Consider the following 20,847-nt stretch of genomic DNA (forward strand, 5'->3'; position numbering starts at 1 on the left):
TCAGCGGTTGCCGTCGAACAGATCGTTGAGCATGGTGTCGAAGGCGGCTTGCGCATCTTCGAGTTCCTGAAGCGCGGCGTCGAAGGTTTGCAGCGCCATTTGCGATGGCCGGGCGTCGCCTTCGGGCGGAAAGTGCTTTTGCAGCGCGAGAAACGCGGACTGAACCTGGCGCGTCGCGTTGACGATACGTTCCATCGCTCGCGCTTCTTCCGTGCGATTGTTCTCAGCGGTCATCGGAGACACTCCTCGTTGTGAATGCACCGATAGTACCAAGCGCCGCGCGCTTGCTTAAGCCTGCGCAACAGTAAAGAGCCGCACGGCTTCGTCGAGCACTTCGGCGCGTTCCGCGAGCCCCTTGGCGGTGGCCGCCGCCTGCTCGACGAGCGCGGCGTTCTGCTGGATTGAGTCGTCCAGATGGGCGACCGCCTGATTCACCTGCGCGATGCCCTCGGTCTGCTCGCCGCTCGCCTTTTTCTGGGCACGTCTATTTCGGTCGATGCCGCTCGAGAAGTGCGGCGACCTGCTCGTGCGCGGCGGGATGCTGCTGCAGCAACGTCGCGGTCCAGGCGAGGATGTCGTCTGCACTCATTGCCTGAGCTTTGTGCTCGATTGCATCGAGCGAGTTGGCAACTGCCTTGATCCGTCCGATATACGCCGTGACGATTGCGCAGTCGGACCAGTCGGGAAGATTCTTGCGCGCGCACAAAGCGCTTGTAGGCGATCCGGTCGAGTTCCGCTTCGCTAAAGAGATCCCGATTTAGCACGCGCTGACGCACGGATCTCCGGATGAATAGCGGCGGGCGACCGGATTGATGTCGACATGCGGTTGCCGATAATCGATCGCACTATATTCCGGTAAAAGGGCGGCGATATTCCAGCCCTTCTTCACGACCAGTTGCGAGAGACGCAACTCATATTCGACGGTCACTTCGTGCTTCTCGAGCCTCTCACGGATCGCATAAAAGCCGGCTTCCCGCAAATACGCCAATGTTCGGCCGGGCATGGCATAGGCCACGGTTTGCACATGCGAGAAAGGCTCTGGTCCACCGTATTTCGCCCTGTAGAACGGCGAGAATGGGGATTCCGGGGCAAGAATATTGATGGTCGATCCGACTAGTCCGACGTCGCCGGTCAGTTTTGCGCGAAAGATGCTTTTCCAGTCCTGAGCGACGTAGGACGGCAGGAAAGGACCGCGCACGGACGAATTGATGAAGTAGACCACTTCATACGACAGCACGCTCTCCCCGAGCGCTTGAATCGCCGCCCAATACCCGCCGAAATCATGATTGAGATTTTCGACGACCAAGTAGCGGATATTGTTTCGCTGCGGCAATTCGATCGTGTGATCACCCGCAACGACGATCACGTAGTCGCAACCCTCCGAATAGCCGAACAGTAAAAAATGCGCCAGATTATTTACGTAGCTGCGATTGAGCCGAATGGCGCGCCGCCCGGGGAGGGCGGCGCGTGTCGCTTACTGCGCGCTCCAGCCGCCGTCGATTTGCAGCGCCGAGCCGCGCATCTCGCTTGCGGCGTCGGAGCAGAGAAACACGGCCATGTCGCCGATCTGCTGCGCGGTCACGAACTGCGCGGACGGCTGCTTGTCGCCGAGAAGCTTCGCGCGCGCTGCGTCGGGCGAGAGCGAGTCGCGTGCGGCGAGATCGTCGATTTGCTTCTGCACGAGCGGCGTGAGCACGAAGCCCGGGCAGATTGCGTTGACCGTGACGCCGGTGCGCGCGTTCTCGAGCGCGGCGACTTTGGTGAGGCCGAGAATGCCGTGCTTGGCGGCGACGTAGGCCGACTTGCCCGCCGAGCCGACAAGCCCGTGCACCGATGCGATATTGATGACACGGCCCCAGTTGCGCGCGCGCATTTGCGGCAACGCGACGCGCATCGTGTGGAACGCGGAGCTCAGATTGATGGCGATGATAGCGTCCCAGCGATCGACGGGAAACTCCTCGATGGTCGCGACGTGCTGGATGCCCGCGTTGTTGACGAGGATGTCGACGGCGTCGAACTGCTCGTTCGCGAAGGCGATCATCGCTTCGATTTCTTGCGGCTTCGTCATGTCGGCGGGGTGGTGCACGGCTTTCGCGCCGGTCGCTTCGATCTGTTTCAGCGCGCTGTCGATATCGCCGAAGCCGTTCAGGACCAGGTTCGCGCCGGCCTGCGCGAGGGCCGTGGCGATGGCGAGGCCGATGCCGCTCGTCGAGCCGGTGACGAGTGCGGTCTTGCCTGCGAGCAGTTTGTTCGATGCGGGTTGTGTCATGGAGGTGTTTTTTCCTTCGGGTTGGAGGCGTTACTGCTAGAGTTTGGAGTGCCGTGGAGAGTGTGGGAATTGGGGTTTTGCTTTGCTTTCGCTTTCGTTTTCGCCGGATCCCGTATTCGTGGTGGTTTATTAGCATTGCCCCGCATAGGCAACGCCAATAAACCCCGCGAAATCAGGACTTCACGAGAAGAAAGCAATCAAACGAGCCCAGTCAAGTAATACACGGTGATCACAAAGAACACCGCAAGCGTCTTGATGATAGTGACCGCGAAAATATCGCGATAAGACTCCCGATGCGTCAGCCCCGTCACGGCAAGCAAAGTAATAACCGCGCCGTTATGCGGCAACGTATCCATGCCGCCCGAAGCCATCGCGACAACCCGATGCAGAACCTCCAAAGGAATATGCGCCGCCTGCGCCCCCGCGATAAACGTATCCGACATCGCCGCCAGCGCGATACTCATCCCGCCGGAAGCCGAACCCGTAATCCCCGCGAGCGCCGAAACGGAAATCGCCGCATTGACGAGCGGATTCGGAATGCTCTTCAGCGCATCGGACACGACGAGAAAGCCCGGCAACGCCGCAATCACGCCGCCGAAGCCATATTCCGACGCCGTATTCATCGCGGCGAGCAACGCGCCCGCCACGGCGACACGCGTGCCCACCGCAAAACGCGCCTTCACTCGCGAAAAGGCGGTCAGAAGCACGAGCACGATGCCGAGCAGCAACGCGCCTTCGACGGCCCAGATCGCGACGACAGTCTTGATCGCCGTCGACACCGGCGCATGCACGCCAGGCAGCACTTCCGGCGGAACCGTGTAATTCGCGCCGTACCACGTCGGAATCCACTTGGTCAGCACGAAGTTCGCGACGCCCACGAGAATCAGCGGCGCAATCGCCAGCGCCGGATTCGGCAGCGACGTCGATTCCACACGCTCCGGCTCGTTCACGAGCGACGTGCCGTAGCCTTCGCCCTTCGCCATCGCCGAGCGGCGGCGCCATTCGAGGAAGCTCAGGCCCACCACGATGATGAACAGCGAGCCGATCACGCCCAGCCACGGCGCGGCCCAGCCGGTCGTCTTGAAGAACGTCGTCGGGATGATGTTCTGGATCTGCGGCGTGCCCGGCAGCGAATCCATCGTGAAGGAGAACGCGCCCAGCGCGATCGCGCCCGGCATCAGGCGCTTCGGAATATTGCTCTGCCGATACATCTCCGCCGCGAACGGATACACCGCGAACACGACGACGAACAGCGACACGCCGCCATAGGTGAGCAGCGCGCACACTGCGACGATCACCGCATTCACGCGCGACCTGCCGATGTATCGAATGGCCGCGGCAACGATCGACTCGGAAAAGCCGGACAGCTCGATGACCTTGCCGAACACCGCGCCGAGCAGGAACACCGGGAAGTACAGCTTCACGAAGCCGACCATCTTCTCCATGAAGATGCCGGAGAACACCGGCGCGACGGCGGCGGGATCGGTGAGCAGGACCGCCGCGAGGGCCGCGATCGGCGCGAAAAGAATGACGCTGTAGCCGCGATACGCGGCAAGCATCAGGAACGCCAGAGCGGCGAGCACGATGATGAACGACATTGAGTCTCCTGAGTGGTTTGTTCTTTGAAACGTGCCTCGCGCGCTTCTTGTGAAAGCGCCGAGGCGCGCGGGCGAAACGCAGCTTTCGTGCCAAGGCGTCGAAACCCATACGCAACGGGCATCCGGTGAGGATGACATGCATCGTTTCAGCCAGATGTCTCTAAATCGAGACGCCCGGAAAACGCCGCACGACAGCCATCGCCGCCAGAAGATTAGTACAGATGCGGATTGGCGGCTCGTCTCAATATTGAGATATTGCGTCTCTACTAAGAGAAATCGGAGACTTTGGGCGTCATGCGCAACGACTGGATCAATGTCCCCGCGGACTACAGCGACGTGATGCGCCGCGCGATGGAGTCGCTTTTCAAGACCTTCGAGAATTTGAGCGAAGGCACTTTCATCGTCGACGCGGACGCGCGCGTCGTGTGGATCAACAAGCGCTACGCGGCGCGTTTCGGCTTTTCCGATCCGCTCGACGCGATCGGGCTGGATTGCGAAACGGTGATCCCGAACAGCCTCATGCGCGAAGTCGTCGCGACCGGCAAGCCGATTTTGCTCGACGTGCTGGAGACGGACCGCGAGCCGCTCGTCGTCACGCGGCTGCCGCTGAAGGACGAAGCCGGCGTGACCATCGGCGGAATCGGGTTCGCGCTGTTCGACGAGATGAAGGCGCTCACGCCGCTCTTCGCGCATTACTCGCGCGTGCAGCAGGAACTGATCGCGACGCGTCAGTCGCTGGCCCAGGCGCGGCGCGCGAAGTACACGTTTTCGAGCTTCGTCGGCACGAGTCCGGCGAGTCTCGAAGTGAAGCGTCAGGCGCGGCGCGCGGCGCTCGTCGATTCGCCCGTCCTGCTGCTCGGCGAAACCGGCACGGGCAAGGAACTGCTCGCGCATGCGATCCACGGCGCATCGACGCGGGCGGGCAAGCCGCTCGTCACCGTGAACGTCGCCGCGATTCCCGACACGCTGCTCGAAGTCGAGTTCTTCGGCGCGGCGGCGGGCGCGTACACGGGCGCGGAGCGAAAGGGCCGCGTCGGCAAGTTCGAGCTTGCGGACGGCGGCACGCTCTTTCTCGACGAAATCGGCGACATGCCGCTGCCGCTTCAGGGCAAGCTCCTGCGCGTGCTCCAGGACAAGGAGTTCGAGCCGCTCGGCTCGAATCGCATCGTGCGCGCGGACGTGCGGATCATCGCGGCGACATCGGCGGATTTGCCCGCGCTCGTCGCGACGGGACGCTTTCGCGCGGACCTGTTCTATCGGCTGAACGTGCTGACGATTCACGCACCGCCGCTGCGCGATCGTCCCGGCGATATCGAGGCGCTGGCCTACGCGACGCTCGAAGATCTGTCGGCGGATACGCGGCCCGGCCAGGTCGGCCATTTCGTGCTGCACCAGGACGCGTTGCGGCTGCTCGAGGCGTACGCGTGGCCGGGCAACGTGCGCGAGCTGCGCAACACGCTCGAACGCGCGCTGATGCTGTCGGAGACGGAGCATATCGACGCCCGCATGCTGAGTGCGTTCATCGACGCGGGACGGCTCGCGCTCGCGCCGCCCGCGGACGCGGCGGCGCAAGAGGGCGACGATGCACCGACCGTGTCTTACGCGGACGCGATGGCCGACTTCGAACGCCGTTTTCTCTCCGATGCCTTGCGCGCGAGCGGCGGGCGCGTCGCGGACGCGGCGGAGAAAATCGGCATCGGGCGGGCGACGTTGTACAAGAAGATCACGGCGCTGGGAATCACCGTCTGAAGGGCTTGTGCGAACGGCGGAATCGGCGCGCAAGCTTCGCGTGGCATACTCCCGAAATCGAAAATAACGACCAAAAATCAAAGGGGTATGTGATGAAACGCGGGATGAAACCCGGCCGTGCAATCGGCCTTTCGATCATGCTTGCGGGCAGCGCGTGGGCGCTCGCCGGATGCAGCAGCGCGCCGCCGCTGTTTTCCGCCGATGGACGTCCGACGCAGCAGGTCCAGTGCCCCGCATACGGCGGCTGGCGCAATTGCACCGACAACGCGAAAGTGCTCTGCCCGAGCGGTTACGACGTGCTCGACCAGTCGACGGGGAACAATCAGAACTCGCTGCTCGTCGCGTGCAAGGGAAGTTAGGCGCGCCGCTCAAACATGCTGCGTCTCGCGCAGCATCGTGACGTCGTAACCCAGCGCGCGCGTGCGCTCGATCAGCGTGCGGCGCAACTCCGCCGAGGGCTTCGCCTCGCGCGTCAATATCCATAGATAACGCCCGGTCGGCTCGCCGACGATGGACCACGTGTAATCGTCGGCGTGATCGAGAATCCAGTAGTCGCCGACATAGAACGGACCGAAGAACGATACCTTGAGCTTGGTTCCGTTCGATCCCGGCACGACCTTAGCGCGTCCTTCCGCCGAGCGATACGGCCCGGTCAGCCCGCCTTGCCTGCATGCATTCACGATGGACACGAGCCCGTCCTCACGGCGCGCGTAATTCGCCGTGACAGCTTCGCTGTCGCGTTCGAAGCGGTTTTCATAGCGCGCAAACTCATGCCACTGACCGATATAGCGATCGAGATCGACCGCTTTCGACGGTTCCGGCACGTGGTCGTTGCCGCTCTTACGCGCCCCGTTCGTTGCCGACGCGATAAGCGCCGCGACGCCGCCGATCAAAGCCAGCGCCGCGGCGCCGTATGCCCAAGGTCTTCGGATATTCATGTTTCCCGGTGAGTGAGAAGTCTAGGGAGGACGGAGCAGCAAGCTCCGTTCCGTCCGCTTCAGGTCCCGAATTTCCTCACCTTCAGGCATCGGCGAAGGCGTTCACGCTCGTGGGCGGCATCAGGGCTGAAGCCCATAAGTGCTTGTGTGCGCGGGGATTTTGCCTCGTACCGGTAAGGCGGGGACATGCAAACATCGCGCCGGGTGCTCGGCTCCCGTATCACCTCACCTAAAGCCACGCATGGCGATTCGACTCGTCGGGCTCCGTTCGAGAATCCGATGGCGCAAGCCACTTGCTTACCGAGACCGCGTAATCAACCTGCAAACTTAATACGTTAAGGAACAATGGCTTGCGCCATGCAGCTAACAATGTGACTGAGCTGCAGATTTGCTTCGCGATCCAGACGATCCGTCGAAGAGTGAGCCGTGCACGCGCCGTGCGGCTCACCATCGACAGGCTCCCGAAACGCCTCACCCTTCATGGCGAAGCGTATCCTCACGCTCTTTCTATCCCGCATCCGAAGCGCGGCCTCATGCCTTCGCTGCCCAATCCGCTCCTCACGATCATCCTGCCGGCTGACCGTCATGCTCTGAGCACAGCAAAAAAAAGCCCGGGCGCGAGCGCACCGGGCGAAACCACCTTCTGTTCGACGGTGGAGGAGGTCAGTTCAGACTGCTGCCTCTGATTTGCGAATCGGTTGCGGATTACCGCGAGCTGCCGCCGTCGCGCGTGTCGGCGCGAAGCTGCGCGTGCCGCTCCTGATACGGACGCAATTGCGGATAGCTCAGCGAATTGATGGCATCGAGATCGCCCGTGCTCCGGGCGCTGGCGAGTTCCGCCTTGACTTGGGCGCGGGTCTTGCCCACGGAAGTCGATTGAGCGAAAGCGGGCACGGTGGCCAGCAGCGCGGACATGACCAGACCGCTGATCAGCATCTTTTTCATGGGAAACCTCTTCGATGGCGTTGCGTCAGGGTGACGCTTGAGAGGCAGTCTAGGAGGAAATCTATTGGACAAAAATACCGATTGAGCCAACACATTGTTGTCGAGAGTGGTTGAATCCTGGCGCGCGATTCGCCTCTCAATCCATCGAAAAATCTGGCTGCCTGAGCAGGCAATCGGCTCGTTCAAATCCGGCGTGTTTCGTTTTCGTATCAAAAACTAAACGACATTGCACTTACCCCGAACTTATCCACAGTTTCTGTGGATAACCGTGGGGATAGCTCGCCGCGAACCGCATGGCGTCGCGGCGCAAGGTACATTTCAGTATTCATCGCAAAAATAGGCGAAATGCGTTGGCGGGCATCGAAGACGAGTCTCCCGCGATGCGCCTATCATGTGCACGCGCGCCGTCATTGCCGACGGCGTTACCGGACGGGCCACCGTCCGGCTCCTTCACTGTTTTATCCTTTACGGAGGACATGTCATGGCCTTGAAGATCGCGGTGGTCGTTGGAAGCCTGCGGCGGGATTCGTTCAACAAGCAGCTCGCGCATGCGCTCGTTTCGCTTGCGCCGAGCGATTTTTCCTTCGAGTTCGTCGATATCGGCGGCCTGCCGCTCTACAGCCAGGATTACGACAGCGACTTTCCCGAAGTCGCGCGCGCGTTCAAGCAGAAGATCGCCGATGCCAACGGCCTCCTGATCGTCACGCCCGAGTACAACCGCTCGATGCCGGGCGTGCTGAAGAACGCGCTCGACTGGGCGTCGCGTCCGTGGGGGCAGAGCGTATGGGGCGGCAAGCCGGGCGCGATCATCGGCACGTCGGTCGGCGCGATCGGCACGGCCATCGCGCAATCGCATCTGCGCGGCGTGTGCGCGTATCTCGATATCGTGCTGATGAATCAGCCGGAGATGTACATCAAGCACGACGAGAATCGGATCGACGCGAACGGCAACATCGTCAGCGAGGACACGCGCAAGTACCTGCAGACGTTCATGGACAAGTACGCCGCATGGGTGCGCGACCGCGCGGCGTGATCGCTCACCTCGCCTGAACGCAAACGGCCCGCAAACGCGGGCCGCTGCTTTTCCAACGTGAGAAAAAACTCACACGTGATGATGCCCCGTCACGCGATCCCAGCCGTGGCGGATCGCCGCCTTGAAACGCTCCCACGTATCGCCTTCGGGATGCTTGCTTTCCCAGTCGCGACGCGTCTCGTACTCCATCTGATCGTCCCACGCGCGGCTGCGGAAGCGGTCGTCGTTGCCGAGCGTCGCGCCGTAGCGATACGCGCCCTGATAGTCCTCGTAAGGCTCGCCCGTCGCCGAATATTTCGAATCGTAGTCGGCGCGGAAGTCCTCTTCGTACTCCATGAACTCGTTGGGGACGGTTTGCGGATACATCGTGGGCGCCGGACCCACCGGGCCGCCCGCCTGCGTGCCGGCCGAACTCAAGACCGGATCGGGCGACGATCCCGCCGCGCGTGCCGCGCCCGGCTGATACGGCGTCGCCGGCTCGTCGAGCGGGCCGAGCGGTTCGACCGAGCGCCATTCCGAAGCCGTGTCGGTGCGCACGCCCGGAAGCGGATCGCGGGCCGTCAGCGAATCGTCCATCGCGGCGCGGTCGGGCGGAACGGCGCCCGTCGTGCGCAGCGGATCGCGGCCCGCGAGCGCGTCACGCTCCGACAGCGATTCACCCGACAGTTCCGTGCGCGCCGCCAGCGGATCGGCGGGCGTGCCGGCGAGCGGATCGATGCCTGTGCTCGCATACGGATCGCGGCCCGTCAGCGGATCGCGTCCGGCGAGCGGGTCGCGGCCGGCGCGTTCGCTTTCGCTCATCATCGATTGAGACTGCGACTGCATCGACTGTGATTGCGACTGCATGCTCTGGCGCGGCATCAGCGGATCGTCGGCCGGGTCGCTGACGTAATCGCGCGGCGTCAACTCGGCCGGATCGCCGACGTCGGCCCGCGGATAAGCCCGCGCGCGCGGCGGGATGGCTTCCGGCTCGTTCACTGGTTCGCGGCCTGGCACCGCGCTGCCGCGTCCGAGACCGAGTTCGTCGAGTATCGAATGATCGCGGTCGTCCGCTGCGGCGGAAGCCGGCGTGCCGTGCTCGAGCGTCGTCCAGCTCGCCGCGCGTTCATCGATATCGATCGCGCCCTTGTCGCTCAGGGTCGCGCGGGCGACGTCCGCCTGCTCGACGCTCGGGGTATCGACCGCTACCAGCACCGCGCCGCGTCGCACGGCCTCCGAATAATGCGCGACTTCAGGCGGTTGATCGCGTCCGCCGAAGAGCATGCTGAAAAAGCGCTCGATGTTCGCGAGTACGCCCGGTTCCGAGTGCGTCTGGGCGTCGGGCATGTCGGACGGCGCGGCGGCGTCGTCGCGTTTGGGATTGGCCTGCAGTTCGATATCCGCGCGCGGGAAGCCGGCGGCGATCAGGGCCGAGCGCGCGTCCTCGGCTTGCGCGAAGGTATCGAAAACTCCGATGACGGTGTGCCGCATATGAGCCTCCTGCGATGGGCGTGATTCCTGGGATCGGCGACGTCGGGTCGCCGTGCATGGAGGCATTCACGCAACTCGCGTGCCGGATGCGCGCGGGCGGCGCGTGCGGACAAACGGGGACGAAAGCAGGGGCGCTTTTACAACCACGCGTATAAATAGCGCCGATTCAACGCTCGGTGGAACGCGCCGTCCGCACGTCCGGCGACGACGCGCCGGGCCCGCGCATGCGCTCGCGGATCGCGCGCAAAAGCGAATCGAGCAACGCGATGTCGAACGGTTTCGACAGCACGCGCGCGCCGACCTGCCGCGCGCGGTCGAGCTCTTCGGCATAGCCGGTGACGAGAATCACCGGAAGGTGCGGCTCGGAGCGCTGCAACATTTCGGCGAGATCGATGCCGTTCATCTGCCCCGGCATGTGAATATCGGACAGCACGACATCGAACGGAAGACTGATTGATGCGTCGGCGCGCGCGGCTTCGAGCACGGTCGCGGCGGTATCGGCGTTGAAAACGTAGGTGACGTGGTGGCCCATCATCGTGAGCAGCGCCTCCGTGCCGGCGGCGACTTCCTCGTTGTCCTCGACCAGCAGCACGCGCAGGCCGTCGGCTTCGGTCGCCGCAGCGTGTTCGTCGGCCGCCGCCGCGCCCGGCGCGGACGCCGCCGCCGCGCGCGGCAGATACAGGCGCACGGCCGTGCCCGCGCCGACCGCGCTGTCGATGGTCGCGAGCCCGCCCGCTCGCTCGCAGAACGCGAACACCTGTGGCAGGCCGAGCCCCGTGCCCATGCCTTTCGGCTTCGTCGTGAAAAGCGGCTCGAACGCGCGGCCGAGCACGTCGGAGCTCATGCCGATGCCGGTGTCCTCCAGCGTGATCTGCACGAATTCGCCGGTGATCGGAAAGCCGTCCTGATGACGAAAGCGCACGTTGTCGGCGCGCACGGTGAAGGTGCCGCCGCTGGGCATCGCGTCGCGCGCGTTCACGGCGAGATTGATGAGCGCGAGCTCCAGCTCGGCCGGATCGACGCGGATCGCCCACACGTCGGGCGCGACCTCGACGTTGAGCGCGACCTTCGCTCCGAGCGATGCGCGCAGCAACTCGCGCCCGGCCGGCACCCATTTGCCGATCGCGATGATCTCGCTGCGCAGCGGCTGCTTGCGCGCGACGCCGAGCAACTGGCGCGTGAGCGACTGCCCGCTCTTCAGCGCGCGCTCCATCGCGGTCAGTTCGCGGTCGAGGCCGGGCGCGCCGCGCCGCCGCGCGATCTGCACGTTGGTCGAGACGATCATCAGCAGATTGTTGAAGTCGTGCGCGACGCTGCCGACGAGATTGCCGAGCGCTTCCATCTTGCGCGCCTGCCGGTACGCGGATTCGATCGAGCGGCGCATCGACGCTTCCGCCTGCCAGCGCTCCCACGCTTCCTCTTCCGTCGCGAGCCGCCGCAGCGACTGGCCGATCACGCCCCACAGCACGACGCACGGCGCGAAGACCGACAGCGCGAGCACGCTCAGATGCTTCCACCAGGCGGACCAGATCGTCGCGATCGGATAGCCGCTCGATACGTAGACCGGATACGCGCCGACGCGGCGAAACGCGACGATTTTCAACTGGTTGTCGAGCCCCGAGACCATCTTCACGACGCCGCTCCTGACGCCGCCGCGATACGCGTCGCGCAGCGGCGAGCTGGCCGCGAGCGACGTGCGCCCCGGCGGGCGCGGCGGATACCACGCGAGCACTTCGCCGTCGGAGCGCGACAGACCAAGCGACACGCTCGGGTTATCGCCGATCAGCTCGCGATAAAACGCGGCGAAATAGGCGGGCCGCAGCGCGATCGACACGACGCCGTCGAACTTGCCCGCGGGCGTCAGGCGCGCGACGGCCGTGTTGAACACCTGCTCCCCGGCGACGCGGCCGGTCGTCACGCGCGAAATCTGCTCGAGCTGCCGTCCCGCGCGCAGGCCGCCGAAGTCCTCGCGGTCCGCGATCGAGATGTCGGGCGTCGGATACGTGCGGCTCGTCGCGAGCAGCTTGCCGTCCGGACCGAACACCGATGCGGCCGCGACCTGCTGGTAGCTGTTGCTGATCGCCCTGAGGCGCTGATGGATGGTCGCGCCGTCGCGGCGGACCGCGTTGGCGTCGAGGTCGTCGAGCAGATCGACGATGCGCTCGTTGAGCGTCACGTTGAGATCGAAGACCTTGAGCGCGTGCTCTTCGGCGACGTGGGCATTGCGCGCGACGAGCTCGGAGGCGTCGGCGACGCGCGCGTGGTAGTCGGTGAACGCGGTCGCCGCGACATACACACAGGGCAGCCCGATTGCCGCGACGAGCAGCGCGTACAGCGTCATCCGCTGCGCGGTGAAGTTGCGCTCGGGCACCACCGGAAAAGGCGGTTCGTCCTGCCAGGATTGCGCAGCAGGCCGGCTCTCGGACTCTTCACGTTGCAGCGTCATTTTTGGCGGCGAATTGGAAAACTTACTCGAACCCCGCGCCTTTCGTACGTGGCGGCCAGCGCGCGAGCCCCGCCCGTCGGACGTGAGCGGTGGAACCGCACAGAGCATGCACGAAACATGCCGAACGATTGCTTTCGTCGCGCGCGGCGCTCGACTCGGGCCGGCGGCGCACTTAGCGAGATTCCCGGAAGCGCAAACGTACACAAAAGTATGGAAGGTAACACATCGAGATATATCGAGCGAAAATTGCCCGACGTGGCCCGCTTCTTTGTCGGAACATTTCTTGCGGTGCGCATTGTCGAGTTGCTTTGACATTCTCATGAGCACACAATGCAATCTTCCGACGTATGCGCCCACAGAGCGCGCGCCGGAGATATGTGAGCAGCCTCGCGGCGCGTGCCGGGGAGCAGTACCGCTGACTCGGCGACGAAGCCGGCAGCCGCGCGACCAGGCGAGGAGAAGAAGGCCACTGTCCGGAATCGTCCGGATCATGCACGGGGCAGGCAAGATGACGCCGGTCGGGACCCAACACGCATCGCGTGCCTTGCGCGCGCCGATCACCCAGCGCACGCCCGCCGCATGGCGCGCCTACGTCCACGGGCGCCGCGTCTGGCTCATCGCCGCCGAACTGCATCTCCGGCAGCGCCCGCGTTCCCGCCGGGCGAGAGGGCTCGCGCCGGTCGCGCCGTGAAGATCGCCATAAAGTTCGCCGCGCAGATGCCGTAATCCGATGCGAGAGCACGCCCTGTCCGCCGACATGACGTCCTCAGCCCGAAACCGCACAAGAGATCCTGCCAACCATGCCGTTGCCGATTGTCATTGCCGATGATTCCCTGCTCGCGCGCAAGGTGCTGACGCGCGCGCTGCCGCCGGACTGGGACGTCGAGATCTCCTACGCGACCAACGGGCGCGAGGCGCTGGCGCATTACCGCGCGGGACGCGCTTCGGTGATGTTCCTCGACCTCACGATGCCCGACATGACCGGCTATCAGGTGCTGGACGCGTTGCAGCACGAAGACCTGAACACGTTCGTGATCGTCGTGTCCGCCGACGTGCAGCCGATGGCCCAGGAGCGGGTGCGCGCGCTCGGCGCGATCGCTTTCCTGCCGAAGCCGGTGACGCCCGAAGCGCTGCGTCCCGTTTTGAAGGAGTACGGCCTTCATGGTTGAAGCCCTGAACGAAGATCAGCGCGACGCGCTGCAGGAAGTCGCCAACATGGCGATGGGCCAGGCCGCGACGCGCCTGTCGGCGCTGCTCGGCACGTTCATCGAGCTGTCGGTGCCGCGCGTGCGTGTCGTGAGCGTGGCCGAGGCGTCCTCCACGCTCGCCGAGATGACCGGCATCACCGATACCGTCACGGCCGTGCGCCAGGGCTTCCGCTCCGACATCAAGGGCGAGGCGATCGTGCTGTGCAAGAGCGGCAGCGTCGATCAGCTGTGCGCGCTCGTCGACGATCCGTACACCAAATCCACCTACGAAGCGACGACGCGCACCGAACTCGTTTTCGATGTCGCCACCGTGCTGATGGGCGCGTGCGTGTCGTGCATCCTCGACCGCCTCGGCCGCTCGCCGATCTTCTCGCCGCCGGGCATGCTCGGGCAGGAAATCGGCCTCGACGACGTCTTCCAGCCCGCGATGCTCGCGTGGAAGACCGCGCTCCTGCTCGAAGTGAACTTCGCGCTCGAAGATCACAGTTTCCGCGCGCACCTCGTGATGCTGATGGCCGAAGACGCCATCGCGCATTTGAGCGACGCCCTCGACACGCTATTGTCGAGCATCTGAACGGGACGGCATCGTGAGCATGGATGAACTGCGGTACGCGCTGTCCGAACTCGTGATCGAGCGCGTGGGTTTCGGCATTTTCGTGCTCGACCGCGATCTTAACGTGCTGATGTGGAACCGGTTCATGCAGGACCACAGCGGCAAGACGGCGGAACAGGTCATTGGCAAGTCGATCTTCGCGAGCTTTCCGGAGCTGCCGCGCGTGTGGTTCACGCGCAAGGTCGAAAGCGTGTTCCAGCTCGGCAGCTTCGCGTTCAGCTCGTGGGAGCAGCGGCCGTATCTCTTCAAGTTCGACCATGACCGTCCGATCACGGGCGGGGTCGATTTCATGCAGCAGGACTGCACGTTCATGCCGCTCACGCTCGAGCGCGAAGTGCGCGCCGTGTGCGTGACGATATCCGACGCGACGCACGCGAGCATGATGCAGCGCGCCCGCGACGAAGCGGTGGCGAAGCTGCAGGAATTCGCGGACCGCGACGGCCTGACCGGCATCGCGAACCGGCGCTATTTCGAATTGCGCCTCGCGGACGAGTTTTCGCGCTGGCAGCGCTACGGCGGCGAGCTTTCGATGCTGCTCTTCGATCTCGACCACTTCAAGCGCATCAACGACGACCTCGGCCACCTCGTCGGCGATACGGTTTTGCGCGTGATGGCCGAGCGCGTCGCGAAGAGCGTGCGCGTGCAGGACGTGTTCGGGCGTTTCGGCGGCGAGGAATTCGCGTTGCTGTTGCCCTGCACGAATTTTGACGACGCGATGATCGTCGCGGAGAAGGTGCGACGCGCGATCGGCGAAACGCCCATCGACGTGCAGGGCGGGCGCGTGCCGGTGACGGCGAGCGTCGGCGCGGCGCGGGCGCGCACCGGCGTCACGTCGTCGTACGAGGCGCTCATCAACGAGGCCGATGCGGCGCTATACACGGCAAAGCGCGCAGGGCGCAACCGGGCGGTGGGTTTCGCCTGAAGCGCGCGACGCGTCCCGCCTGGCGCACCCCGGCGCGATCAGGCGCAAGCGGGCAAAGTATTGATATACTCTTTGCCGCTTCCGGCGCAGTCGCAGCCGGCTCGCGCCGGCTTTCCTCTTCGATTCTTCCCTCACAGCGCCAGGTGGTTCCGCGCGCGCCGGGTCGAATCGAGACCGCGCCTGATCACTTAATTTGCCCTTGGGGGCGCCACAGCGGAGTTCGTCTTGGCCGTTTCCAACACCATCGCTGACGAATCTGCTCCCGACGCCGCGAAAACGTCGTCGGGGAGCTCGTTCTATCTCGCGATGCGCATCCTTCCGGCTGCGCAGCGAGACGCGATGTACGAGATTTACGCGTTCTGCCGTGCCGTCGACGACATCGCCGACGAAGGCACGCTGCCGCGCCGCGAGCGCGCGCTCGCGCTCGACCAGTGGCGCGCGGACATCGACGCGTGCTACGCCGGCACGCCGAAGCCGTCGCTCGAAGCGCTCACGCGTCATATCCAGGCTTTCCAGCTTTCCCGCGACGACTTCCAGGCCGTGATCGACGGCATGGCGATGGACGCCGCCGGCGATATCGTCGCGCCCGACGAAGCCACGCTCGACCTCTATTGCGATCGCGTGGCGAGCGCGGTCGGGCGGCTATCGGTGAGAATTTTCGGGATGCACGAGGACGCCGGACGGCGCCTCGCGCACCATCTCGGGCGCGCGCTGCAACTGACCAACATCCTGCGCGACATCGACGAAGACGCGGAAATCGGCCGCGTCTACCTGCCGCGCGAACTGCTCGCGCGCGAAGGCATTTCGACGAGCGATCCGGCGACCATCGTCGGCGATGCGCGTCTGCCGCGCGTGTGCGCCGTCATCGCCGAGCGCGCGAAGGGCCATTACGCCCAGTCCGACGCGATCATGGCCGCGTCGCCGCGCTCGCAGGTGCGCGCGCCGCGCATCATGTCGGCGGCGTATCGCACCGTGCTCGACGCCAATCTGAAACGCGGCTTCGACCTGCCGCGCACGCGCGTGCGCACGCCGCGTTCGCGCCTGCTGTGGATCGTGGCGCGCAATCTGATCTGATGTCCCGGCGGGTTTTCGTCGTCGGAGCGGGCGTCGCCGGCCTCGCCGCCGCGGTCGAGGCGCAACGGCGCGGCGCGCGCGTCGTGCTGCACGAGGCGGCGTCCCACGCAGGGGGCCGTTGCCGCTCTTTCTTCGATGCGAAACTCGGCGTCACGCTCGACAATGGCAATCATCTGCTGCTGTCCGGCAATCATTCGACGATGGCCTATCTGCGCGCGATCGGCGCTGCGGAGACGCTCATCGGCCCGACGCAGCCCGAGTATCCGTTCTTCGACGTGACGAGCGGCGACGCGTGGACCATCCGCATGTCGTCCGGACGCTTGCCACGCTGGATCCTCGACGCCGACGCGCGCGTGCCCGGCACGCAGCCCGCCGACTATCTGCCGATCCTGCCGCTGTTCTTTGCGAAGCCGGGCCGCACGATCGCTGAATCCGTGCGCCGGACGGATCGCGTGTGGAACCTGCTCGCGCGGCCGCTTTTGCGCCCGATGCTCAACGCCGATCCGTCCGAGGCGAGCGCGGAACTCGCCGCCGGGCTGCTGCGCGAAACGGTCGCGCAGGGCGGTCAGGCGTGCCGTCCGCTCGTTGCGAGAAGCGGGCTGTCGCATGCGTTCGTCGAGCCGGCGCTGCGCCTTTTGCAGTATGGCGGCGCGGACATCCGGCTCGGCTCGCGCGTGGCGGGCATCGGGGTATCGGGCACGGATTCGAGAGAGCGTGTAAGCTCGCTCGCTTTCGAAGGCGCGGCGGAGCCGGTCGCGCTCGGCCCGGACGATGGCGTGGTGCTCGCCGTGCCGCCCGGCGCGGCGCGCCGCGTGGTGCCGGGCCTGAGCGCGCCGCAAGCATCGCGGGCGATCATCACGGTGCACTTCGCCGCCGATGCGCCCACCGGATTTCCGCCGCTGACGTGCATCGTCAACGGCATGTCGGACTGGATTTTCGCGGCCGACGGGCGGCTATCGGTCACGCTCGCGTGCGCTGACGCCTGGCTTTCGACGCCGCACGAAGAACTCGCGCGGCTGACGTGGCTGGAGACGGCGAAGGCGGTGCGCATGCCCGCCGTGCCGATGCCGCCGTGGCAAGTCGTCGTCGAGGAACACGCGACGTTTGCCGCCGTGCCCGCGCAGGAAGGCTTGCGGCCCGCCACGCGCACGCGCTGGCACAATTTCACGCTCGCGGGCGACTGGACGGCGACCGGCCTGCCCGCGACGATCGAAGGCGCGATCCGTTCCGGCCAGAAGGCCGCGGACGCGCTGTTGAACCCATCGATGGAACGCTGATGAACGATTTATCCCTGTCGGCCGTGGACGCGCGCGTGTCGGGCGCTCCGCTCGATACCGCAATCCACCAGGCCACCGATGCGCTGCTCGCGGCGCAGCATCGCGACGGCTACTGGCTGTACGAACTCGAAGCCGACGCAACCATTCCGGCTGAATACGTGCTGCTCGTCCACTATCTCGGCGAGACCGCCGACGACAAGCTCGAAGCGAAGATCGGCCGCTATCTGCGGCGCATTCAGCGCGAGGACGGCGGCTGGCCGCTTTTCACCGACGGCGCGATGGACGTCTCCGCGACCGTGAAGGCGTATTTCGCGCTGAAGATGATCGGCGATTCGCCCGACGCCGAGCACATGCAGCGCGCCCGCCGCGCGATTCTCGCCGCGGGCGGCGCGGAAAAGGTGAACGTGTTCACGCGCATCCTGCTCGCGCTGTTCGGCGTGGTGTCGTGGCGCGCGGTGCCGATGATGCCCGTCGAGATCATGCGTCTGCCGATGTGGTTCCCGTTCCATCTGTCGAAGGTGTCGTACTGGGCGCGCACGGTGATCGTGCCGATGCTCGTGCTCAACGCGAAGCGCCCGCGCGCGCGCAATCCGCGCGGCGTGCGCATCGACGAAGTGTTCACGAATCCGCCGGTCAACACCGGCATGCCGTCGCGCTCCGGGCATCAGAGCCGCGGCTGGTTCGCGTTCTTCCGTGTCGTCGATTCGATCCTGCGCGCAGCCGACCCGCTGCTGCCGAAAGCGGGCCGCGAGCGCGCGATCGATGAAGCCGTGCGCTTCGTGGATGAGCGCCTGAACGGCGAGGACGGCCTCGGCGCGATTTTCCCGGCGATGGCCAACTCGGTCATGATGTACGACGTGCTTGGGCTTCCGCCGGAGCATCCGAACCGCGCGATCGCGCGCAAGTCGATCGACAAACTGCTGGTCATCGACGAAGCCGACGACGGCGAAGCGTATTGCCAGCCGTGCCTTTCACCGGTGTGGGATACGTCGCTCGCGGCGCACGCGCTGCTCGAAACGGGCGAACCGAAGGCGCGCGCGGCGGTCACGCGCGGCCTCGAATGGCTGGTGCCGCTGCAGGTTCTCGACGTGCGCGGCGACTGGGTTTCGCGCCGCCCGAACGTGCGGCCGGGCGGCTGGGCGTTCCAGTTCGCGAACCCGCATTACCCGGACGTCGACGACACCGCGGTCGTCGCGATGGCGATGGAGCGCGCCGACCGCGAGAACGGCACCGCGATGTACGGCGAATCCATCGCGCGGGCGCGCGAGTGGATCGTCGGCATGCAGAGCAGCGACGGCGGCTGGGGCGCGTTCGAGCCGGAGAACACGCAGTACTACCTGAACAACATCCCGTTTTCGGACCACGGCGCGTTGCTCGACCCGCCGACCGTCGATGTCTCCGCGCGGTGTCTTTCGATGCTGGCGCAGCTCGGCGAGACATCGCTGAACAGCGAACCGGCGCGGCGCGCGTTCGACTACATCGTGAACGATCAGGAACGCGACGGAAGCTGGTACGGCCGCTGGGGCCTGAACTACATCTACGGCACCTGGTCGGCGATGTCCGCGCTGAACGCAGCCGGCGTCGCGCCGACGGACCCGCGCATGACCCGCGCGGCGGGCTGGCTCATCGGCATCCAGAACGCGGACGGCGGCTGGGGCGAGGACGGCGAGAGCTACAAGCTCGACTATCGCGGCTACGAACAGGCGCCGAGCACGTCGTCGCAGACCGCGTGGGCGCTGCTCGGGCTGATGGCGGCGGGCATGGTCGGGCATCCGGCGGTCGCGCGCGGCATCGACTATCTGCTGAAGACGCAGCAGACGCACGGCCTGTGGGACGAAACGCGCTTCACCGCGACGGGTTTCCCGCGCGTGTTCTATCTGCGCTACCACGGCTATCGCAAGTTCTTCCCGCTGTGGGCGCTCGCGCGCTACCGCAATCTGACGCGCGAAGGTCTCACGCGCGTGACGGCGGCGATGTGAACGCGCCCGTCGTCGCCGTGACCGGCATGGCGTTCGAGGCGAAGATCGTGCGCGGGCGCGGCGTCGATGTCGTGTTCGCGGCGCGCGCCGACTGGCTCGAACGCGCGCTTTCGGACGCGATCGCGCGCGGCTGCTCGGGCATCATCAGCTTCGGCACGGCGGGCGGGCTTGCGCCGGACCTCGGTCCGGGCGCGCTGATCGTCGCCGAGAGCGTGTGCGGGCCGTTCGGCGAGTTGCGCACGGACGCGGCGTGGTCGGCGCGTATCGTCGATGCGTTCGCGGGCACGCCCGTCGAGCGCGTCATGCGGCGCGGCAAGATGTCGGGCGTGACGGCGCCGGTCAAGAGCGAGGCGGAAAAACGCTCGCTGCATTCGTCGACGGGCGCGCTTGCCGTGGATATGGAATCGCATATCGCCGGGGCGATCGCGACGGCGCGCGGGCTGCCTTTCGCCGTGTGCCGCGCGGTGGTCGATCCCGCCTGGCGGACGCTGCCGCCCGCCGCGACCGCGGGTTTGCGCGACGATGGCACCACGGCGATCGGCCCGATTCTGCGGGAATTGCTGCGCGAGCCCAGGCAATTCGGCGCGCTGCTGCGGCTCGCGTCCGATGCGCGAGAAGCCCGTGCGACGCTCGTACAGGCGCGGCACGCGATGGATTCGGCGCGGGCGTTGGTGTTGGGCTAGGCGCTTTCAACAAATCTTGCTTTCTGCGGGTTAACCCTCATTTCCTTATAATAAGGGATAACCCTAGTTAATCGCGCGTCGCGGCACCCGATCCGCCGATCCGCGCCACAAAGCAAGTGAGGTACCGCAATGAATTTCCACACCCGAAAATGGGTCAAGCCCGAAGATCTGAACCCGAACGGCACTTTGTTCGGCGGCAGTCTCCTGCGCTGGATCGACGAAGAAGCGGCCATTTACGCGATCTCGCAACTCGGCAACCAGCGCGTCGTTACCAAGTTCATGTCCGAGATCAATTTTGTGAGTTCCGCGCGTCAGGGCGACATCATCGAGCTGGGCATCACCGCGACGCATTTCGGCCGCACGTCGATCACGCTGCGCGCGGAAGTGCGCAACAAAATCACGCGCAAGAGTATTTTGACCGTCGAGAAGATGGTGTTCGTGAACCTGAACGAGCAGGGCGAGCCGGCCCCGCATGGCCGCACGCAGATTCTATATGCCGATGAGCTGTTCGAAGCGTATCGCCGCGATCAGCGAACGGTGGAAGCGCCGAAGTTGTCGGGCGACGATCTGATCGAGGAAGAGGCCGAAGCAGCGGCACACTAAAAAAACAAAACGGGCGCCGAAGCGCCCGTTTCTTATTTGA

The 20,847-nt window shown here is 65.2% G+C and carries 21 protein-coding genes and 1 pseudogene; 13 read left to right on the plus strand and 9 right to left on the minus strand.

Going from position 1 to position 20,847, the window contains the following annotated elements:
• From AWB75_RS19745 to AWB75_RS19765, 5 genes and pseudogenes are all read right to left on the minus strand, one after another.
• Nucleotides 1-234 (minus strand): hypothetical protein, encoded by a 234-nt coding sequence (locus AWB75_RS19745; protein WP_061125777.1) that lies wholly within the window; start codon nt 232-234, stop codon nt 1-3.
• A 54-nt stretch (nt 235-288) separates the two neighbouring features.
• A pseudogene (locus AWB75_RS19750) lies at nt 289-468 on the minus strand (chemotaxis protein); the annotation flags it as partial.
• A 289-nt stretch (nt 469-757) separates the two neighbouring features.
• Nucleotides 758-1,366 carry a hypothetical protein gene (locus tag AWB75_RS19755; protein ID WP_061125779.1) on the minus strand — a complete coding sequence of 203 codons (609 nt, stop codon included), beginning with the start codon at nt 1,364-1,366 and terminating at the stop codon, nt 758-760.
• Between the two features lie 108 nt (nt 1,367-1,474).
• Entirely contained in the window at nt 1,475-2,269 is a 795-nt protein-coding gene (locus AWB75_RS19760) for a 3-hydroxybutyrate dehydrogenase (protein ID WP_061125780.1), read from the minus strand.
• Nucleotides 2,270-2,466: 197 nt separating this feature from the next.
• Complete coding sequence (locus AWB75_RS19765; protein ID WP_061125781.1) at nt 2,467-3,867, minus strand: GntP family permease; 1,401 nt, start codon at nt 3,865-3,867, stop codon at nt 2,467-2,469.
• A 294-nt stretch (nt 3,868-4,161) separates the two neighbouring features.
• Between AWB75_RS19765 and AWB75_RS19770 the strand changes: the two genes are divergently transcribed.
• Both AWB75_RS19770 and AWB75_RS19775 read left to right on the plus strand, forming a co-directional pair.
• A complete protein-coding gene (locus AWB75_RS19770) occupies nt 4,162-5,616 on the plus strand; it encodes a sigma-54 interaction domain-containing protein (protein WP_061125782.1) in 1,455 nt (484 codons plus the stop codon).
• Nucleotides 5,617-5,720: 104 nt separating this feature from the next.
• Nucleotides 5,721-5,975 carry a hypothetical protein gene (locus tag AWB75_RS19775; RefSeq protein WP_061125864.1) on the plus strand — a complete coding sequence of 85 codons (255 nt, stop codon included), beginning with the start codon at nt 5,721-5,723 and terminating at the stop codon, nt 5,973-5,975.
• A 9-nt stretch (nt 5,976-5,984) separates the two neighbouring features.
• Here the strand turns inward: AWB75_RS19775 and AWB75_RS19780 are convergent, their stop codons facing one another.
• Nucleotides 5,985-6,554 carry a lipocalin family protein gene (locus AWB75_RS19780; RefSeq protein ID WP_061125783.1) on the minus strand — a complete coding sequence of 190 codons (570 nt, stop codon included), beginning with the start codon at nt 6,552-6,554 and terminating at the stop codon, nt 5,985-5,987.
• 350 nt (nt 6,555-6,904) lie between these two features.
• Here AWB75_RS19780 and AWB75_RS37130 point away from each other — a divergent pair, with 350 nt between their 5' ends.
• Nucleotides 6,905-7,240, plus strand: a complete 336-nt coding sequence (locus AWB75_RS37130) for a hypothetical protein (RefSeq protein ID WP_235012164.1) — start codon at nt 6,905-6,907, stop codon at nt 7,238-7,240.
• A 19-nt stretch (nt 7,241-7,259) separates the two neighbouring features.
• Here the strand turns inward: AWB75_RS37130 and AWB75_RS19790 are convergent, their stop codons facing one another.
• Nucleotides 7,260-7,499, minus strand: a complete 240-nt coding sequence (locus AWB75_RS19790; RefSeq protein ID WP_061125785.1) for a DUF4148 domain-containing protein — start codon at nt 7,497-7,499, stop codon at nt 7,260-7,262.
• Nucleotides 7,500-7,980: 481 nt separating this feature from the next.
• Between AWB75_RS19790 and AWB75_RS19795 the strand changes: the two genes are divergently transcribed.
• Nucleotides 7,981-8,532 carry an NADPH-dependent FMN reductase gene (locus tag AWB75_RS19795; RefSeq protein ID WP_061125786.1) on the plus strand — a complete coding sequence of 184 codons (552 nt, stop codon included), beginning with the start codon at nt 7,981-7,983 and terminating at the stop codon, nt 8,530-8,532.
• 69 nt (nt 8,533-8,601) lie between these two features.
• Here AWB75_RS19795 and AWB75_RS19800 read toward each other — a convergent pair whose 3' ends face one another.
• A complete protein-coding gene (locus AWB75_RS19800) occupies nt 8,602-10,002 on the minus strand; it encodes a hypothetical protein (protein ID WP_061125787.1) in 1,401 nt (466 codons plus the stop codon).
• Between the two features lie 166 nt (nt 10,003-10,168).
• The gene (locus tag AWB75_RS19805) at nt 10,169-12,448 is read right to left on the minus strand and encodes a hybrid sensor histidine kinase/response regulator (protein WP_061125788.1); all 2,280 of its coding nucleotides are present in this window, start codon (nt 12,446-12,448) and stop codon (nt 10,169-10,171) included.
• A 490-nt stretch (nt 12,449-12,938) separates the two neighbouring features.
• Between AWB75_RS19805 and AWB75_RS19810 the strand changes: the two genes are divergently transcribed.
• The 9 genes from AWB75_RS19810 (at nt 12,939) to AWB75_RS19850 (ending at nt 20,807) form a co-directional block, all read left to right on the plus strand.
• On the plus strand, nt 12,939-13,139 hold the full coding sequence (locus AWB75_RS19810) for a hypothetical protein (protein WP_143746463.1): 201 nt from the start codon (nt 12,939-12,941) through the stop codon (nt 13,137-13,139).
• Between the two features lie 109 nt (nt 13,140-13,248).
• Nucleotides 13,249-13,617 carry a response regulator gene (locus AWB75_RS19815; protein WP_061125790.1) on the plus strand — a complete coding sequence of 123 codons (369 nt, stop codon included), beginning with the start codon at nt 13,249-13,251 and terminating at the stop codon, nt 13,615-13,617.
• Entirely contained in the window at nt 13,610-14,230 is a 621-nt protein-coding gene (locus AWB75_RS19820; protein ID WP_061125791.1) for a chemotaxis protein CheC, read from the plus strand. The genes AWB75_RS19815 and AWB75_RS19820 overlap by 8 nt, the downstream gene beginning before the upstream one ends.
• 19 nt (nt 14,231-14,249) lie before the next feature.
• Complete coding sequence (locus AWB75_RS19825) at nt 14,250-15,191, plus strand: GGDEF domain-containing protein (protein ID WP_061125792.1); 942 nt, start codon at nt 14,250-14,252, stop codon at nt 15,189-15,191.
• A 225-nt stretch (nt 15,192-15,416) separates the two neighbouring features.
• Entirely contained in the window at nt 15,417-16,265 is an 849-nt protein-coding gene (gene hpnD, locus AWB75_RS19830) for a presqualene diphosphate synthase HpnD (protein WP_061125793.1), read from the plus strand.
• On the plus strand, nt 16,265-17,542 hold the full coding sequence (hpnE, locus tag AWB75_RS19835) for a hydroxysqualene dehydroxylase HpnE (RefSeq protein WP_061125794.1): 1,278 nt from the start codon (nt 16,265-16,267) through the stop codon (nt 17,540-17,542). The genes hpnD and hpnE overlap by 1 nt, the downstream gene beginning before the upstream one ends.
• Nucleotides 17,542-19,521, plus strand: coding sequence for a squalene--hopene cyclase (gene shc / locus AWB75_RS19840; RefSeq protein WP_061125795.1), 1,980 nt, complete (start codon nt 17,542-17,544; stop codon nt 19,519-19,521). Before hpnE ends, shc begins: the two co-directional genes overlap by 1 nt.
• A gap of 26 nt (nt 19,522-19,547) precedes the next feature.
• Entirely contained in the window at nt 19,548-20,204 is a 657-nt protein-coding gene (locus tag AWB75_RS19845; RefSeq protein ID WP_235012171.1) for a phosphorylase, read from the plus strand.
• A gap of 129 nt (nt 20,205-20,333) precedes the next feature.
• Complete coding sequence (locus AWB75_RS19850) at nt 20,334-20,807, plus strand: acyl-CoA thioesterase (RefSeq protein ID WP_061125797.1); 474 nt, start codon at nt 20,334-20,336, stop codon at nt 20,805-20,807.
• The last annotated feature ends 40 nt before the right edge of the window (nt 20,808-20,847 follow it).

The sequence above is a fragment of the Caballeronia catudaia genome (assembly GCF_001544755.2).
GTDB lineage: Bacteria > Pseudomonadota > Gammaproteobacteria > Burkholderiales > Burkholderiaceae > Caballeronia > Caballeronia catudaia.